This is a genomic window from Arthrobacter sp. Y3222053 (assembly GCF_059092805.1).
Window position 1 is genome coordinate 1 of record NZ_JBNHIA010000009.1, and the last position, 15,755, is coordinate 15,755.

Here is a 15,755-nt window from a genome sequence, read left to right on the forward strand (position 1 = left end):
CAACCATTACAAGGAAGAGGGCCCCGCACCGACGCGGGGCCCTCACCCATTTAACAACAAGTCGCAGAGGCCTGTGGTCAGAGCCGGCTCCAACTGGCGGCACGCGGGCGCGCGCTGATGCGGGCAGGATAGGCTTGAACCTATGCGTATTGCCCGATTTGTACATGAAGGAGATCCCACGTTCGGCGTGGTCGATCCCGGTGATAACCCCGCCGAAGTGGCCGTCATCAAGGGGGACCCGTTCTTCTCCGGTGTCCAGCTGACGGGTGAGCGGCACAAGCTGGAGGACGTGCGCCTCCTGGCACCGATCATTCCCCGCAGCAAGGTCGTAGGCATCGGCAAGAACTACGCCGACCACGCCAAGGAAATGGGGGGAGAGGTACCTGCCGCTCCGCTGATGTTCCTGGTGCCCAACACCGCGGTCATCGGCCCCAACGATCCGGTGGTCCTCCCCGCCTTCTCGGACGAGGTGTCCTACGAAGCCGAGCTCGCCGTCGTCATCGGCCGGATCTGCAAGGACGTTCCCCTGGAACGCGTGGACGAGGTCATCTTCGGCTACACCTGCGCCGACGACATCACTGCCCGCGACGCGCAGCGGACCGACGGCCAGTGGGCCCGGGCCAAGGGCTTTGACACCTCCACTCCGCTCGGCCCCTGGATCGAGACCGACCTCGACGTCGACGACCTTGCAGTGCAGGGCCGGCTCAACGGCACCCTCGTGCAGGACGGGCGGACCAGCGACATGATCTGGGGCGTCCGCGAGCTGGTCTCCTACGTTTCGCAGGCGTTTACCCTCCTGCCCGGCGACGTGATCATGACCGGTACCCCCGCCGGCGTCGGCACGCTTTCGGAAGGCGACCGCTTCGAGGTCGAGGTCGAAGGCATCGGACGGCTCACGAACACGGTTCGTTGATTTCCGGCAGGAACGACGCCGGGCGCCCCGCCGGGCGCCCGGCTGTGGCCGTTCCCGCCGGCATCACCTGGGCCGTACTGCTGTTCGCGGCACCCATCGCGGACATGAGCGGCTGGGCCGGTGTTGTCTGGGGGACAGGCGCCGCGCTGCTCATCGCCGTTTTCCCGTGGCTGGTAGTTACCGTCCTGGACCGCCGGGGTGACCTGCGCTCAGGCCTGCGCCGCCTCGGTGCGCCGCCGGTCATCCTGGGGGCAGCCGGCGCGGGCCTCGTCCTGCTGCGGGTGATCCTCTGGCTGGACGGACCACGGGCTCTGGCCGCCGTCATCTTCGGCATGATCACCGCCTATGCGGTCCTGCTGCTGGCGCAGCGGGTGCGCCCGCTCTCCTGGCGGACCGTTAGCAGCGGTGCCGCGGTCGTTCTCCTGCCGGCACTCCTGTATTTCGGATGGGGCTACGGTGGTGCGGCAGCTGGTGCGGTGGCCGCCGTCGTCGCCCTGACAGCTGCTGTGGCAGCGGAACGCCACCGCGGCGCAGCTCTTGCAGCAGCCGGGCTGGGTGCGGCCGCCGGCGGCGGGGTGGGCCTGTGGCTCCTGAACGTGCCGCTCTAAGTATTCGCTATCGACACACCATCAAGCCGTCAAGGGGATACCTCCAGAAGTCAGGAGTTTAGTCCCTCTGGGCTGGCTGATTTCCGCGGCTCATGTGATGAGGCTAGTATTGATAACCATCCTCCATGCGTGCCTGGCCGCGCATTACTTGGGTGAACACAGACTGCAATTCAGGGAGCTTGGAACGAAACGTGAGCGCAACGAAACGCACGGTCTACGACTGGAACCTAACGAGCAGGCGCTCCCTTGGAGTTACTCGGCGCGCATCGCGCGTGGAGGTGGATTCTCAGGCTGACGTTCATTTCTACGTGACCTATCGACGTGAGGACCGGCGATTCTCTGACCGGCCTTCCACCTCATCGTTCGACTTCCAGCCGGGAGAAGCGCTCGAGATCAACATTGAAGCGGATGCTTCTGCTGGTATGCAGGTGTCCTATTACGTAATTGAGTACACGGAGCAGGACCGCCGTACCCACAGCTACGCTACGTCGCATTTTGTACATCGAGTATCGGAAGATACCAAGCAGGTTACGCTGGCAGTGCGTGCGCAGGGTAGGGGACATATGAACCTGGGTGACGTGACTATAGCTCCCCTTAGCCGTGCGGATGATTGGCGTACCTCGTTGAAGGTGACAGCTGGGGAAACGCTCGCCTTCGAGGCGGGTGCCTTTGCTGTTGACTCCGTTCCGCCGGGCGCCGTACTCGTCAATATCGCCTTTGAAGACGCTGAAGGCGCAGTCGTCCTGCCCGGCGGTGATTCGCCCATAAACCCAAAGCTCGGCGCATACAAGTATTTGGAATGCGGAACCAAAAACGAACCCCGTACGACTAGGTTCGAAGTGCAGGTTCCTGAGGGTGCGACAACGGCCACGCTGAGTGCCATCCGATGGAAACAAGGGGATGTCTATTTCTCCCAAGAGCCCGAGGTCAACGTCAGCCGTAGGGATCCAAGCCTGGCACGGGAAACGGTTGAGGACTTCGTGGGTCGGATTCCTGAGAACGATACGCTTATAGTCCTCTATACCACCGCCCCTCAACTCGGCCACCCCACCCTCGCCCTGCGTCCTAACCGGCTCAGCAAGGAGTATCTTAAGCTGGGCTGCTGGGTCGTCTTTTTTCCATTCAGCCGTGTGCCAGTCGGGGAGGAAGCACAGGGGCCGAGGGCCCGACAGTACTCTCGAGAGGAAATGGGAAGGTTCCTGTCAGCGGCCAGCCGCCGCAGGGGGGCAAACAATGTTTTTATCTGCAGCTCGTTCCCCGACATAGTCGCTGTGGGAGCCGTCGACCTCCTCCGTCTGCACAGCTGGACGACCGTCTATGAAGTCAGGGACGACATGGAGGAATTCAATCGCGTGGGCTACTCGAAGTGGTTCCATCCGCAGTTGGAGACGCGGGTTGCCAGGGAAGTAGACCAGGTTGTAACCGTTAGCCCCCGGCTTGCTTCGAAGATGGACATTTTGCGTAACAGCCCGGGTCACTCCGTAGTAGTGCCAAACGCAGTTGACGGCGACTTTATTCTTGAATCTAAGATGAATCGGAGTGCCTCGAGTTTCGAGCGACGCTCCTCGTCGATGACCGTTGGCTATATCGGTCACTTAACCCCCTCGTGGTTTGATTGGCCCCTTCTGATTGATTGTGCCGTGCAGCTCCCTCATCTGTCATTCGAGATTATCGGGCACGGTATGCCGGAAGATTTGAACCTTCCGGAGAACGTGAGGGTTCTAGGACCGAAAACCCATGCCGAGTTCAAGGAGATCGCCCAAGACTGGAAGGTGGGCATCATCCCCTTCAAACCGTCCACGCTGACTTACGCCGTGGACCCAAATAAGGTTTACGAGTATCTTTCGGTAGGTCTTCGTACCGTTACCGCTCGAATGGGATCCGTCGATCTCTGCCCCTCGACGTGGATCTATGATGATCGCGAGGGATTCGCCGCGTCTCTAACGGAAGCAATGGCTGATCCTTACACCCCGGAGGAAGCCGCCAGAATGGAGGAGTTCCTGCAAACAGCAACTTGGGGGGCTCGTGCCGAGACTATGCTTCAACTGATCAGGGGAAACCGTGCCTAAGAAAATTCTTCATCTTTACCCGAACTGCAGCTTGGGGGGTATGACCACCGTTTACCGTAACCGTGCCCTCAGCGATCCTGACAATCGGTACATGTTTCTGTTTGCCAACGATAAGTCCGGTTCGGTTGCATATCAGGCGCTAGAGAATGCAGATTTTCGAATCACCAGGCCGGATCGGTACGAGGCCTTTGTGGAACACGCGGTGACTGCGGTTGACTATGACGTTATTCGGATAACCTCTCTACCCAGGATCGTCCAACGAGTGGCGCATTCTGGCGCCGAGGTCGTTTATGAGTTCCACTCCTCGGATGAGCGGGTCATCGAGCGTGAACTGTCGGAACTAAACTTGGGCCAAGTAGCTAAGATAACGGCGCCGAGCGACTTTCTGGCTGACGTAGTGCGCAGCAAACTTCCAAGTGAATCCAAGGATTTGGTTGAGGTCCTGCCCAACTTAGTCGACGCTGAGAGTTTCGCTACGGCTGGGTCCGAGGCTCCTTTGGCCTTCGGAGCGGATGAGATTCCCCTCGTCTGGATCGGGCGGCTCGACAAGGGGAAGAACATTGCTGATTTCATACGGGTGCTGAGCCTGTTGCCGGCCACTTATCATGGAATCGCCATCCTGAGCTTCGAGGATCAGCCTCATCGAATGGCTGATCTCCTCGGACTGGCGGCGTCGCTTGGTGTGGCTTCCAGGCTGCGGATCCTCTTGAACCTGAGCCAGCCGAAGATTGCAGATATATACCGGCAGGCCCGGGACCGGGGCGGCTTCTTCTGCAGCACGAGTTTGGGAGAGTCCTTCGGGTACGGGGTCGCTGAAGCACTCGCCTGTGGCCTCAACTCAGTCGCCTTTAACGTCGGGGCGCTCGGTGAACTTACCAGCGACATCGCGAACTATGATCTCGTTCCAGTCGGCGATCTCCATGCTTTCGCAGAGAGCGTGCTTCACGGGGCCAGATCCTAGCCGGTTCAGGAGACGCCTGCGGCCGGGGGTGAGTCAGGCGGCGCACCGGATGCCGGGAGACTAAACTGGGTTCATCATGACTACTGAGCCTTCCTCTCTCGCGTCCCTGCCCACCGTTGACGAGAACACCCCGGTCCGGGTGCGCTTCTGCCCGTCGCCCACGGGCACCCCGCACGTCGGGCTGATCCGCACCGCACTGTTCAACTGGGCCTACGCCCGGCACACCAAGGGCACCATGGTGTTCCGCATCGAGGATACCGACCGGGCACGCGACAGCGAGGAAAGCTACCTGCAGCTCCTCGATGCCCTGAAGTGGCTGGGCATCACCTGGGATGAGGGCGTGGAGGTCGGCGGGCCGCACGAACCGTACCGGCAGTCCCAGCGCGGGGAGATCTACCAGGACGTGATCGCCAAACTGCGCGAGGGCGGCTGGGTCTACGAGTCGTACTCGACCCCTGAGGAGATCGAGGCACGGCACCGTGCCGCCGGCCGCGACATCAAGCTCGGCTACGACAACTACGACCGGAACCTCACCGAGGGGCAGATCGCCGCATTCCGCGCCGAGGGCCGGGAGCCGGTGCTCCGGCTGCGGATGCCGGACGAAGACATCACCTTCAACGACCTGGTCCGCGGCGAAATCACCTTCAAGGCCGGCACCGTTCCCGACTTCGTGGTCGTACGGGCAAACGGGGCTCCGCTCTACACCCTGGTCAACCCGGTGGACGACGCGCTCATGGACATCACCCACGTGCTGCGCGGCGAGGACCTGCTGTCCTCCACCCCCCGGCAGATCGCCCTCTACCGGGCCCTGATCGAAGTCGGCGTCGCCAAGTACATGCCGCTGTTCGGCCACCTGCCGTACGTCATGGGTGGCGGCAACAAGAAGCTCTCCAAGCGCGACCCGGAATCGAGCCTGTTCCTGCACCGCGAGCGGGGCTTCATCAAGGAAGGCCTGCTGAACTACCTCGCCCTGCTGGGCTGGTCCCTGTCCGCCGACGAGGACATCTTCACCGTGGACCAGCTGGTGGAGAACTTCGACATCCACGACGTGCTGTCCAACCCGGCCCGCTTCGACCTGAAGAAGGCCGAGGCCATCAACGGCTCGCACGTCCGCATGCTCGAGCCCGAGGACTTCCGGGCCCGGCTGGTGCCGTACCTGCAGCAGGCCGGCCTGGTGGGCGAGACCCTCACCGGGCGCGAAGCGGAAATCTTGCGCGAGGCCGCCCCGCTGGTCCAGGAACGCATCACCCTGCTCGGCGAGGCGCCGGACATGATGGGCTTCCTGTTCAAGGCTGACGACGAGATCGAAATCGCCGACGATGCGCGCAAGGGCCTGCCCGCCAACCTGGCTGAGGCGCTCGACGCCGCCCTCGCGGCTTTGGAGCCACTGGAGGACTGGACCGCGGAATCCCTGCAGGCCGCGCTGCGCCAGGCGCTGGTCGAGGAGATGGGGCTGAAGCCCCGACTGGCCTTCGGCCCCGTACGCACGGCCATCTCCGGCCGGCGCATTTCTCCGCCGCTGTTCGAGTCCATGGTCATCCTGGGCCGCGAGTCGTCGCTGGCCCGGCTGCGAGCCTTCCGGGCGCAGGCCTGAGTCCCTTGACGAACGCCGGAGCGGCCCACGGGGTCCTGTTCGACATCGACGAGACCCTGGTGGACCTCTACACGGCCATGGGCAGCACGCTCCGCGCGATCAGCGCGGAGCGGCTGTCCCATTTCTCGGAGGAGCAGTGGCAGGCCTACCACGGCCTGTTCACGTCGGATCCCTTGGGCTATTACGACTCCTATCTTGCCGGGGACCTGTCCTTCACGGAGCAGCGCATCCTCCGTGTTCAGCACGCCGAGCAGGCTTCAGGACTCGACGGGCTGGACGAGGCCGCCGCGTCCGCCTGGAACGAGGAGTACGACGCGCTGCTGCCGCTCCATTTCAAGCCCTTCGCGGACGTGTTCGCCCTGTTGGACCTGCTGGAGCTCCGCGGCATCCCTTACGGGGCAGTCAGCAACAACGTCGCCGACTACCAGCGTGCCAAGCTGGACGCGGCCGGGTTGAACCGGGTTGAGATCCTGGTGGGCATCGACACCGTGGGGGCCGCGAAGCCAGATCCCGCGATCTTCCTGGAGGGCGTCCGCCGACTGGGCACCGAACCCGGACGTACGCTCTACGTGGGGGACAACCCGGTGGTCGACGCCGAAGGTGCCTGCGCGGCGGGTCTGCGCGGTGTGTGGCTGGATCGGACCGGTGCTGCGCTCCGGGAGGCCAGGGAGCTAGGGTTCCCCGTGGTCACCTCCTTGGCCTCGGTGCCGGATCTGCTGTACTGAGGCCGGGATCACACCCCGCTCGGTTTTGCACGGAGACCGATCCTCGTGTAGAGTTAATACTCGTTGCTGAGGGGTTGCAACGGAGACAAGTACTCCGAAACGACCCGGCAGAAACAATGGGATATGGTGTAATTGGCAACACAACGGTTTCTGGTACCGTCATTCTAGGTTCGAGTCCTGGTATCCCAGCGCTGATTGTTCAGGTGCATACTTGAAGCGTTACGCAGCAATATCAGCGGCCCCATCGTATAGCGGCCTAGTACGTCGCCCTCTCACGGCGGTAACGCGGGTTCGAATCCCGCTGGGGTCACGTTTTGAAGCCGGCTCCGGACATTGTCCGGAGCCGGCTTTTTCGTGTGCATTTTCCTCCGGACTGAGAGCTGCTGGATTTCTCTTTCTCATGTGGATGTGGCATACTTGTTGATGCCCGCAGAAACGCGGGAAGTATATGGCCCCATCGTATAGCGGCCTAGTACGCCGCCCTCTCACGGCGGTAACGCGGGTTCGAATCCCGCTGGGGTCACTAAAGGAAAGGACCCTCAGAGTATATCTCTGAGGGTCCTTTCCTTTTGATATCTGGAGGAGCGTCCGGGGCAGGGGTGTCCAGGAACTCAACCTTTCTGTGTGCGGCCAGTAGGTCTCGGGACACCGATAACAGCAACAGAAATCCTGCTTCTGCCCAGGTCGACACACAGATACAGAAGTTACGGAGTCATTGCAAACACGAACTTGTAAACGAGCCCCCGTGAAGGGGGTGCTTCCTGGTGGATCCGGCCTAAGGAGGAGTCATTTCGCCGGGATCGGACGAAAAACATTTTCGTTTCTCCTGTGGCTGAGCGTGCCTTGGAGCCGACGCTCTGCTGCATCCCACATACGCCCGAGGCGCTCAGCCTCGCTTTGGCTCATGATTTTACGGTTCCGATAGTAGAAGGTTCCCGGGAAAAAGGTAATTTCGCCCAAGGTGGGACCATTAGGGGTGTCGTATAGATCAATGCGTGCGAACGCGGATGGGACTGCCGTGGATATCCTCTTCGCAACCGACAGAAGCGCTTCCCAGTTTTCAGGGGTCTTCGCCTCCACGATCTCTTCGAGCTGCTTTGCTGTCTCGGCGACGGAGTACCGGCTTGAAAGATCACTGAAAGGCAAGAAGTCTCCATCGAAGTACATCGCCTTGGCGGCTTGCCCGGTCATGTGATCCTCTTTGAGGATCATGCCAATCTCACCCTGAAAAGCGTAGAAGCGAATGTCCTGCGGCGGTGTAGACCCGTCGTAGTCACGGAGGAGCTCTTCCACTATGAAAGTGGCTGCACTGGTTTTCTCACGGTAGCGTTCAGCGATGCTCTCACACTGTTCGAAAATGGTCTCCCGCTCCACAACCGTCTGTGTCAGCAGATCTACAAAGGTGGAGTCGTCCGACTTCCTGAGAAGGTGCACTCCGATGGAGGTGGAAGCGAAGGAAGGTTTCAAGACGAACTCCTCCGGGAAATCGAACTTACGAAGTTCGTCCAAGGGGCCCCTGAAATATACTGCAGGCGTCCTCACGCCGACGAGGTCTGCGAACTGCCGGACAAGATGCTTGTCACCTATGCGGGCGGGTACGAAGTCTTCTTTGCCGCCTAGTCGGCGCTCCATATGATCAAAGTAGTCCATTTCTAGATACTAAACGATTTTCGCTGCCGATCTTACACAGCATTCGCTGGTGCGAGTCATCAGACGAGAGAGGAGCGTGGGTCCCCCCGGAGGGGGCGCTGAAATGGTAGTTTCTTACAGGATAGAGAGGAGCGGGTGCGTGGCACGTATGACGGTTGGGGAGCTTGGTGAAAAGGAGCTCCTGGCACGCATCCTTCCTCGCCTGGGCCCCACGGCTGCTTTGCTCGGCCCCGGCGACGACGCCGCCATGATTTCCGCACCGGACGGCCGGACGCTGATCAGTATCGATTCTCTTGTGCAGGATGAAGACTTTCGCCTCCGGTGGCCGAGTGGATACGAAAGCACAGGATTCGATGTCGGTTGGAAGTGTGCGGCGCAGAATCTGTCAGACATCAACGCTATGGGTGCCGAACCTACCTCGCTTGTGGTTAGCCTGACCTTGCCCGAGGGAACGCCAGTCGCGTGGGTCGAGGACCTCGCTGATGGCCTTTCGGCGGCGGTCCTAACGCTAACTTCGGGCTCTCCGGGCTGCTCCGTGGTAGGCGGCGACCTAGGTCGTGGCAGACAGATCGTCGTTACTGCAGCCGTTACAGGCAACCTGGGCGGTGCCGACCCTATCCTCAGGTCCGGCGCCCGGCCGGGGGACCTTTTGGCACATTGTGGAGCCTTGGGCCTCGCCGCAGCTGGCCTGGCTGTGTTAGAAAGCCCACTGGATACGTCTGGTGTCGCCGAGGGGGCTGTATCGGAGTTGGATCGTGTCGTTGCAGCACAGTGCAGGCCTCGACCAATCCTTATTGGACCAGCGGCAGCCCGGGCAGGGGCCAGCGCAATGCTTGATGTCTCCGACGGCCTGGTACGCGATGCCGAACGGATTGCCGTCGCCTCAGGAGTGCGGATCGACTTGGATCATGGCACGCTCGCTGAACGCTCCGGACAGTTGGCGGGAACTGCAGCACGATTGGGTGTCGACCCGATGTCATGGGTACTGGGCGGCGGAGAGGATCACGGACTGCTCGCAACATTTCCTCCGTCTGTTGTGTTGCCAGAGGGGTTTGCCGTACTTGGCCAAGTGTTGCCCGGTGCTCCAGCTGTCACTATTGGGGGTGTGACGGCGCGAAGAGTCGGCTGGGACCACTTTGGGGGATAGTCGCCACTGCAATGGGGCATTAGGCGTGCCTATGCATTTGAGGGGGCTTCCAGCGCACCTTACGGAATGCGTCCTCTGGGGGTGACGGTGGAAGATGGCCCCTGCTGTTCCTCTGCGATACTGGTGAAATGCGTATTGAAGACATTGAACAGGGTGGTGCCAACGTTCCAGTGGCCACCTTTGAGAGCGCAGCTCTATTCGCACCTTTCACAGAGGAGGGGGCTTACAGGTACAGTGCGCCGCTAGGTCGTGGGATCGACTTAGAAGCGCTGCATCTTAATCGTTCCTCGGACATTCTGGTGGTGGCATTCCATGGGGCCTTGACCCGCGAGACAACGGAGCTTCCACGTTTTGAGAGGTTAGCCACTCTACTGAACACGGACTACAGCCTTCTCATCGTTTCAGACCCTACTCTGCGGCTCGCGGATAACATACAGTTGGCTTGGTATACGGGTTGGGCCGATTTGGACCTACGGCCAATCATTGCTGACTGGGCAGTCAAAACATCTAAAGCAGCCGGTGCTGACCACGTGATCTTCACAGGCGGGTCGGGTGGCGGATTCGCCGCTTTGCAGGTCTCGGCGTTTGTTCCGAACAGTCTGGCGGTGGTGTATAATCCCCAGACGCTACTTAATAGGTACCGGGTGGAGGGCAAGTATATGGGCCCTCAAAGAAGGTACGTGAAGGTTGTCATGCCTGAGTTCAGCCCGGTGCCGCCGGACCAACTCACGATTGACGACGACTGGGCGTCTCCACTCGGGGAACGAGCATCAGCGCCACTGACATACACACGCCTCCTGGAGAACCGGGTCCTGTACGTTCAGAACCGAAACGACAGCAGCCATGTCGCAGACCACTACCAGCCTTTCCGAGAAGCGGTTGAGGCAGGCCCGAACGCTTCGCGTGTCCGCTTCGAGTTCTACGACGGGCCAAATGCTCACGTGGCACAGTCTCAGGAAGTGATGGACCGCGGTATTGCAGCGGGGGTCGAATGGATTCGTTCCCAGCCTTGCGCCCTATAACTGCTTCGCTTTGCGCGGCCAGCCACTTGCTGCCTGGGGGAGCTCCCACTTTTGCAGGCCTCTGCACTGGTGGGGTAAGTAATCGCATAGCACCGAAAGGGCGAGCTCCTATGGCGGCAGGACCCGGCGTTGCCGCACCCGCTCCGAGAGGTCCTGCAGCTGCTCAGGGGAGAGGTCGGGCAGGTGCTCGAGCTCATCCACGAACTCGGCCAGGCTGGAGCGGGCACGGACCTTCAGCAGCTCGTTGTAGAAGCCGACAACAACCCCGGTCAGCAGCGCGACCACCACAATGCCGTACAGAGCGACGACGACGGTGATCAGCCGGCCGGCAAAGGTCACCGCTGTCAGGTCCCCGAAACCGATCGTGGTGAAAGAGACGAAGAGGTACCACATGGCGTCACCGAGCGTTGGTATGCCGGGTTCCACCCGGGGCAGCACGACGGCGGCCGCCGCCAGGACGGCGAGGAAACCGAGAAACACGTAGCTGGCGCCGGTGAGGCGGATGACGTTCCATAGGACGCGAAGCCTTTTCATGCGGCCCTCCCTGGGTTGGAGGGCACCAGACTAGGGTCAGTCCGGCGTCTTGCGCAGTGCGTCGGTGAGCTGTGCGGCCGCCCGCACCACCACTTCGGCGTGGATGCGCCCGGGCTGCCGGCTCAGCCGTTCGATCGGCCCGGAAATGGACACCGCGGCAATCACGCGTCCGGACGGGCCGCGCACCGGCGCCGAGACCGACGCAACGCCCGGCTCCCGCTCGCCCAGGCTCTGCGCCCAGCCACGCCGGCGGACCCCCGCCAGCACGGTGGGGGTGAACCTGGCCTGCTGCAGGCCCTCCAGCAGCCGCTCATGGTCCTCCCAGGCCAGCAGCACCTGCGCTGCGGAACCGGCCTTCATGGACAGCTGCGTGCCCACCGGAATGGTGTCCCGCAGGCCCACCGGCCGCTCCGCCGAGGCCACGCATACCCGCCACTCACCCTGCCGGCGGAAGACCTGCGAGCTTTCGCCTGTGGCGTCCCGCAGCGCCAGCAGCACCGGGCCGGCCGAGGCGATCAGGCGGTCCTCGCCCGCCGCGGAGGCCAGCTCCACCAGGCGGCCGCCCAGGACAAAACGCCCCTGCATGTCCCGGGTCACCAGCCGGTGGTGCACCAGGGCGATCGCCAGCCGGTGCACGGTGGGCCGCGCCAGTCCGGTCGCGGAAACGAGCTGGGCCAGCGTCGTCGGGCCCGCCTCCAGTGCGTCCAGCACCATGACTGCCTTATCGATCACGCCCACGCCGCTTGTGTTGTCCATAAGCTGATACTGCCGTCTCACTATTTGAGATGCAATAGATGAAGCTGGCGGAACCTACGAGGCTGGGGGTTAGCTGGAATCAGCGCACCAACGGCCCGCCCTCCGGCGGGCTCCAAAGCAATTGGCAGGCGCAAAGGACAAGGAGCACCGGTCATGGGTGAACATGTGGCAGGCAGGACGCTGGCGCAGAAAGTGTGGGACGACCACGTCGTCGCCAAGGGCACGGACGGCGCCCCCGACCTCCTCTACATCGACCTCCACCTCATCCATGAGGTCACCTCGCCCCAGGCCTTCGAGGGCCTGCGCCTGGCCGGCCGGAAGCTGCGCCGCCCGGACCTGACGATTGCCACGGAGGACCACAACACTCCCACGCTGGAGATCGACAAGCCGATCGCCGATCCGGTGAGCCGCACGCAGATCGAAACCCTGCGTGCCAACTGCGCCGAGTTCGGTGTCCGCCTGCATCCGCTGGGCGACGCCGAGCAGGGCATCGTGCACGTCGTCGGGCCGCAGCTCGGACTGACCCAGCCCGGCCTGACCGTGGTGTGCGGCGACTCGCACACCTCCACGCACGGGGCCTTCGGAGCGCTGGCGATGGGCATCGGCACCTCCGAGGTGGAGCACGTCATGGCCACCCAGACGCTGTCCCTGAAGCCCTTCAAGACCATGGCCATCAACGTCGAAGGCACCCTGCGCCCGGGCGTCAGCGCCAAGGACATCATCCTGGCGGTCATCGCCAAGATCGGCACCGGCGGCGGGCAGGGCTACGTGCTCGAATACCGCGGCTCGGCCATCCGCGCCCTGTCCATGGAAGCGCGGATGACCATCTGCAACATGTCCATCGAAGCCGGCGCCCGCGCCGGCATGGTGGCCCCTGACGACACCACCTTCGCGTACCTGAAGGACAAGCCGCACGCCCCGCAGGGCGCGGACTGGGACGCCGCCGTCGAGTACTGGCGCTCACTCGCCACCGACGACGACGCCGTGTTCGACGCCGAGGTCTTCCTGGACGCCGATGACCTGGAGCCGTTCGTGACCTGGGGAACCAACCCCGGCCAGGGCGTGCCGCTGTCCGAGAAGGTGCCCGCGCCCGAGGACTTCGCCGACGAAAACGCCAAGGCCGCCGCGAAGCGCGCCCTGGACTACATGGGCCTGGAAGCGGGAACTCCGATGAAGCAGATCCGGGTGGACACCGTCTTCCTGGGTTCGTGCACCAACAGCCGGATCGAAGACCTCCGCCTGGCCGCCTCCATCATCGAAGGCCGCGCCAAGGATCCCGCCGTGCGCATGATCGTGGTCCCGGGATCGGCGCGCGTCCGGCTGCAGGCCGAAGCCGAGGGGCTGGACCGGGTCTTCAAGGACTTCGGCGCCGAGTGGCGCTTCGCCGGCTGCTCCATGTGCCTGGGCATGAACCCGGACCAGCTCGAGCCGGGGGAGCGCTGCGCCTCCACCTCGAACCGCAACTTCGAGGGCAGGCAGGGCAAGGGCGGACGCACCCACCTCGTCTCCCCGGTCGTCGCCGCCGCCACCGCGGTGCGCGGCACCCTCTCCTCACCCTCGGACCTCGACCCGCTGCCCGTTGCCGCGGCCGCCTAGGAGCCCACCATGGAAAAGATCACATCCCACACCGGCATCGGCGTGCCGCTGCGCCAGTCCGACATCGACACCGACCAGATCATCCCGGCCGTCTACCTCAAGCGGATCACCCGCACCGGGTTCGAGGATGCCCTGTTCGCCGGCTGGCGCAAGGACCCGCAGTTCATCCTGAACCGGGAGCCCTACTCGGCCGGCTCCGTGCTGGTCGCCGGACCCGACTTCGGCACCGGGTCCTCCCGCGAACACGCCGTCTGGGCCCTGAAGGACTACGGCTTCCGCGCCGTGCTCTCCTCCCGGTTTGCCGACATCTTCCGCGGCAATGCAGGCAAGCAGGGCCTGGTGGCCGCGCAGGTCGCCCAGGATGACATTGAACTCATCTGGAAGGAGCTCGAAAACTCCCCGGGCACCCAGGTGACCGTGGACCTCGCCGCCCGCACCGTCACGTGCGGCCCGATCACCGCCGGCTTCCAGATCGACGACTACACCCGGTGGCGGCTGATGGAAGGCCTGGACGACATCGGCCTGACGCTGCGCCACGAGGCAGACATCACCGCGTTCGAGACCCGGCGCCCCGCCTACAAGCCGCAGACCCTCCCCGCGCTGGCCTGACGCCGGCCCGGTTCGCCCGCGGCCGACAGGCGGAAGTATCATGGACAGGCCCCCGATCCCGGGGGCCTGTCGGCGTTTTCCCTCCGGGGGAGCAGCAAGCCGGGCAGGAGAGGGCAGGACGCAGGGGCGCGTGTTTCTGAACGGATGCCCTTCCTCCTATGCTTGATGCAGTCGTGTTTCGTACCGGGGGCGTTGGGACTAAAGGAAATAGGTGTTCATGGGTAGCGTTCTGACCATCCGCGGTGGAGTTCCGCTCACCGGGAAGGTCCCGGTTCGCGGGGCCAAGAACCTCGTTCCCAAGGCCATGGTGGCGGCGCTGCTGGGCAGCACCCCCTCCCTGCTGCGGAACGTGCCGGAAATCAAGGACGTCGAGGTTGTCACGTCCCTGCTGAAGCTGCACGGCGTCGAGGTCACCAAGGATCCGGTCACCGGAGACCTGACCATGGACCCGAAGAACGCCAAGACCGCCGCGTCGAAGGACATTGACGCGCACGCCGGCGATTCGCGCATTCCCATCCTCTTCTGCGGGCCGCTGATGCACAGCCTCGGCGAGGCCTTCATCCCCGATCTGGGCGGCTGCCGCATCGGCGACCGGCCGATCGACTTCCACCTGCAGATGCTGCGCGACTTCGGCGCCGTCGTCGACAAGCGTCCCGGCGGCATCTCCATCTCCGCCCCCAAGGGCCTGCGCGGCGCCAAGCTGCGCCTGCCGTACCCGAGCGTCGGCGCCACCGAACAGGTGCTGCTGACCGCCGTGCGCGCCGAGGGCATCACCGAGCTCTCCGGTGCCGCAGTCGAGCCGGAGATCATGGACCTGATCGCGGTGCTGCAGAAAATGGGCGCCATCATCTCCGTGCAGACGGACCGGGTCATCCGCATCGAGGGCGTCACCGAGCTGACCGGCTTCAACCACCGCGCCCTGCCGGACCGCAACGAGGCGGCCTCCTGGGCCTCGGCGGCGCTGGTCACCCGCGGCGACATCTACGTGGAGGGCGCCTGCCAGCAGGACCTGACCGCCTTCCTGAACATCTACCGCAAGATCGGCGGCGCGTTCGACGTCGACGACAACGGCATCCGCTTCTACCACCCCGGCGGCCGGCTCAATCCGCTGGTGCTGGAAACCGACGTGCACCCGGGATTCATGACCGACTGGCAGCAGCCGCTCGTCGTCGCCCTCACCCAGGCCGACGGCGTGTCGATCGTGCACGAAACCGTGTACGAGAACCGCTTCGGCTTCACCGACGCGCTGATCCGCATGGGCGCCGGCATCCAGGTTCACCGGGAGTGCCTGGGCAGCGTGCCCTGCCGCTTCGGCCAGCGCAACTTCCTGCACTCCGCCGTGATCTCCGGGCCCGCCAAGCTGCACGGCACCCGGATCGACATTCCGGACCTGCGCGGCGGCTTCAGCCACCTGATCGCGGCCCTCGCCGCCGACGGCGTGTCCACGGTCACCGGCATCGACATCATCAACCGCGGGTACGAACACTTCCAGGGCAAGCTCGAGGGCCTGGGCGCCGACTTCGACGTGGCGGAAGCGGCGGCCGGCGCTGCCATGCGGTAGACAGGTTCCT

The 15,755-nt window shown here is 63.5% G+C and carries 14 protein-coding genes and 3 tRNA genes; 14 read left to right on the forward strand and 3 right to left on the reverse strand.

Annotation, left to right across the window (positions count from 1 at the left end):
- Positions 1–142: 142 nt before the first annotated feature.
- From AC5RUW_RS16010 to AC5RUW_RS16050, 9 genes are all read left to right on the forward strand, one after another.
- Entirely contained in the window at positions 143–913 is a 771-nt protein-coding gene (locus AC5RUW_RS16010; protein ID WP_494161586.1) for a fumarylacetoacetate hydrolase family protein, read from the forward strand.
- Between the two features lie 44 nt (positions 914–957).
- Positions 958–1,521, forward strand: a complete 564-nt coding sequence (locus AC5RUW_RS16015) for a hypothetical protein (protein WP_494161587.1) — start codon at positions 958–960, stop codon at positions 1,519–1,521.
- 191 nt (positions 1,522–1,712) lie between these two features.
- Positions 1,713–3,590: a glycosyltransferase family protein gene (locus AC5RUW_RS16020; RefSeq protein WP_494161588.1), complete on the forward strand. Its 1,878-nt coding sequence runs from the start codon at positions 1,713–1,715 to the stop codon at positions 3,588–3,590.
- 40 nt (positions 3,591–3,630) lie between these two features.
- Positions 3,631–4,551: a glycosyltransferase family 4 protein gene (locus tag AC5RUW_RS16025; RefSeq protein ID WP_494161589.1), complete on the forward strand. Its 921-nt coding sequence runs from the start codon at positions 3,631–3,633 to the stop codon at positions 4,549–4,551.
- Positions 4,552–4,627: 76 nt separating this feature from the next.
- On the forward strand, positions 4,628–6,145 hold the full coding sequence (gene gltX, locus AC5RUW_RS16030; protein ID WP_494161590.1) for a glutamate--tRNA ligase: 1,518 nt from the start codon (positions 4,628–4,630) through the stop codon (positions 6,143–6,145).
- Positions 6,146–6,150: 5 nt separating this feature from the next.
- Positions 6,151–6,870 carry an HAD family hydrolase gene (locus tag AC5RUW_RS16035; protein WP_494161591.1) on the forward strand — a complete coding sequence of 240 codons (720 nt, stop codon included), beginning with the start codon at positions 6,151–6,153 and terminating at the stop codon, positions 6,868–6,870.
- A gap of 117 nt (positions 6,871–6,987) precedes the next feature.
- Positions 6,988–7,059 (forward strand) — tRNA-Gln (locus tag AC5RUW_RS16040).
- Positions 7,060–7,107: 48 nt separating this feature from the next.
- Positions 7,108–7,180: transfer RNA gene (locus AC5RUW_RS16045), tRNA-Glu, on the forward strand.
- Positions 7,181–7,320: 140 nt separating this feature from the next.
- Positions 7,321–7,393, forward strand: a tRNA-Glu gene (locus tag AC5RUW_RS16050).
- Positions 7,394–7,656: 263 nt separating this feature from the next.
- On the opposite strand, the gene AC5RUW_RS16055 is transcribed toward AC5RUW_RS16050, so the two are convergent.
- Positions 7,657–8,520 carry an ATP-grasp fold amidoligase family protein gene (locus AC5RUW_RS16055; RefSeq protein ID WP_494161592.1) on the reverse strand — a complete coding sequence of 288 codons (864 nt, stop codon included), beginning with the start codon at positions 8,518–8,520 and terminating at the stop codon, positions 7,657–7,659.
- Positions 8,521–8,668: 148 nt separating this feature from the next.
- Here AC5RUW_RS16055 and thiL point away from each other — a divergent pair, with 148 nt between their 5' ends.
- Together thiL and AC5RUW_RS16065 are read left to right on the forward strand one after the other, a co-directional pair.
- Positions 8,669–9,667 carry a thiamine-phosphate kinase gene (thiL, locus tag AC5RUW_RS16060; RefSeq protein WP_494161620.1) on the forward strand — a complete coding sequence of 333 codons (999 nt, stop codon included), beginning with the start codon at positions 8,669–8,671 and terminating at the stop codon, positions 9,665–9,667.
- Positions 9,668–9,795: 128 nt separating this feature from the next.
- Positions 9,796–10,689, forward strand: coding sequence for a hypothetical protein (locus AC5RUW_RS16065; RefSeq protein ID WP_494161593.1), 894 nt, complete (start codon positions 9,796–9,798; stop codon positions 10,687–10,689).
- Positions 10,690–10,797: 108 nt separating this feature from the next.
- On the opposite strand, the gene AC5RUW_RS16070 is transcribed toward AC5RUW_RS16065, so the two are convergent.
- Both AC5RUW_RS16070 and AC5RUW_RS16075 read right to left on the reverse strand, forming a co-directional pair.
- Positions 10,798–11,223: a potassium channel family protein gene (locus AC5RUW_RS16070; protein ID WP_494161594.1), complete on the reverse strand. Its 426-nt coding sequence runs from the start codon at positions 11,221–11,223 to the stop codon at positions 10,798–10,800.
- A gap of 36 nt (positions 11,224–11,259) precedes the next feature.
- Positions 11,260–11,979 carry an IclR family transcriptional regulator gene (locus AC5RUW_RS16075; RefSeq protein WP_494007359.1) on the reverse strand — a complete coding sequence of 240 codons (720 nt, stop codon included), beginning with the start codon at positions 11,977–11,979 and terminating at the stop codon, positions 11,260–11,262.
- Between the two features lie 153 nt (positions 11,980–12,132).
- Here AC5RUW_RS16075 and leuC point away from each other — a divergent pair, with 153 nt between their 5' ends.
- The 3 genes from leuC (at position 12,133) to murA (ending at position 15,745) form a co-directional block, all read left to right on the forward strand.
- Entirely contained in the window at positions 12,133–13,575 is a 1,443-nt protein-coding gene (gene leuC / locus AC5RUW_RS16080) for a 3-isopropylmalate dehydratase large subunit (protein WP_494161595.1), read from the forward strand.
- A 9-nt stretch (positions 13,576–13,584) separates the two neighbouring features.
- Positions 13,585–14,184: a 3-isopropylmalate dehydratase small subunit gene (gene leuD, locus AC5RUW_RS16085; protein ID WP_494007357.1), complete on the forward strand. Its 600-nt coding sequence runs from the start codon at positions 13,585–13,587 to the stop codon at positions 14,182–14,184.
- 217 nt (positions 14,185–14,401) lie between these two features.
- Positions 14,402–15,745 carry a UDP-N-acetylglucosamine 1-carboxyvinyltransferase gene (gene murA / locus AC5RUW_RS16090; RefSeq protein ID WP_494161596.1) on the forward strand — a complete coding sequence of 448 codons (1,344 nt, stop codon included), beginning with the start codon at positions 14,402–14,404 and terminating at the stop codon, positions 15,743–15,745.
- Positions 15,746–15,755: the final 10 nt, after the last annotated feature.

Bases quoted from the DNA above. Each gene is read 5' to 3' on its own strand.
- AC5RUW_RS16010 (WP_494161586.1), top strand. From the start codon at position 143: ATGCGTATTGCCCGATTTGTACATGAAGGAGATCCCACGTTCGGCGTG.
- AC5RUW_RS16025 (WP_494161589.1), top strand. From the start codon at position 3,631: ATGACCACCGTTTACCGTAACCGTGCCCTCAGCGATCCTGACAATCGG.
- gltX (WP_494161590.1), top strand. From the start codon at position 4,628: ATGACTACTGAGCCTTCCTCTCTCGCGTCCCTGCCCACCGTTGACGAG.
- AC5RUW_RS16055 (WP_494161592.1), bottom strand. From the start codon at position 8,520: ATGGACTACTTTGATCATATGGAGCGCCGACTAGGCGGCAAAGAAGAC.
- thiL (WP_494161620.1), top strand. From the start codon at position 8,669: ATGACGGTTGGGGAGCTTGGTGAAAAGGAGCTCCTGGCACGCATCCTT.
- AC5RUW_RS16065 (WP_494161593.1), top strand. From the start codon at position 9,796: ATGCGTATTGAAGACATTGAACAGGGTGGTGCCAACGTTCCAGTGGCC.
- AC5RUW_RS16070 (WP_494161594.1), bottom strand. From the start codon at position 11,223: ATGAAAAGGCTTCGCGTCCTATGGAACGTCATCCGCCTCACCGGCGCC.
- AC5RUW_RS16075 (WP_494007359.1), bottom strand. From the start codon at position 11,979: ATGGACAACACAAGCGGCGTGGGCGTGATCGATAAGGCAGTCATGGTG.
- leuC (WP_494161595.1), top strand. From the start codon at position 12,133: ATGGGTGAACATGTGGCAGGCAGGACGCTGGCGCAGAAAGTGTGGGAC.
- leuD (WP_494007357.1), top strand. From the start codon at position 13,585: ATGGAAAAGATCACATCCCACACCGGCATCGGCGTGCCGCTGCGCCAG.
- murA (WP_494161596.1), top strand. From the start codon at position 14,402: ATGGGTAGCGTTCTGACCATCCGCGGTGGAGTTCCGCTCACCGGGAAG.